The sequence below is a fragment of the Mesorhizobium sp. M7A.F.Ca.US.007.01.2.1 genome, from assembly GCF_003998165.1.
Lineage (GTDB): Bacteria > Pseudomonadota > Alphaproteobacteria > Rhizobiales > Rhizobiaceae > Mesorhizobium > Mesorhizobium ciceri.
Window position 1 is genome coordinate 1 of sequence record NZ_RZQP01000548.1, and the last position, 208, is coordinate 208.

Below are 208 nucleotides of genomic sequence, written 5' to 3' on the forward strand. Positions count from 1 at the left end.
AGGCAGCACCCGCAGAGGAACAGCAGCCGCGCAGAAAGAAGCGTGACCAGCAGCAGCAGACCGAGCAGGCGCCGGCCGAACAGGCAGCACCCGCAGAGGAACAGCAGCCGCGCAGAAAGAAGCGTGACCAGCAGCAGCAGACCGAGCAGGCGCCGGCCGAACAGGCAGCACCCGCAGAGGAACAGCAGCCGCGCAGAAAGAAGCGTGA

Annotated in this window: 1 protein-coding gene; it reads right to left on the bottom strand. The window is 66.8% G+C overall.

Annotation, left to right across the window (positions count from 1 at the left end):
* Positions 1–208 (bottom strand): hypothetical protein (locus EN949_RS37330; RefSeq protein ID WP_164782696.1); only part of this gene is annotated, 208 nt, incomplete at both ends.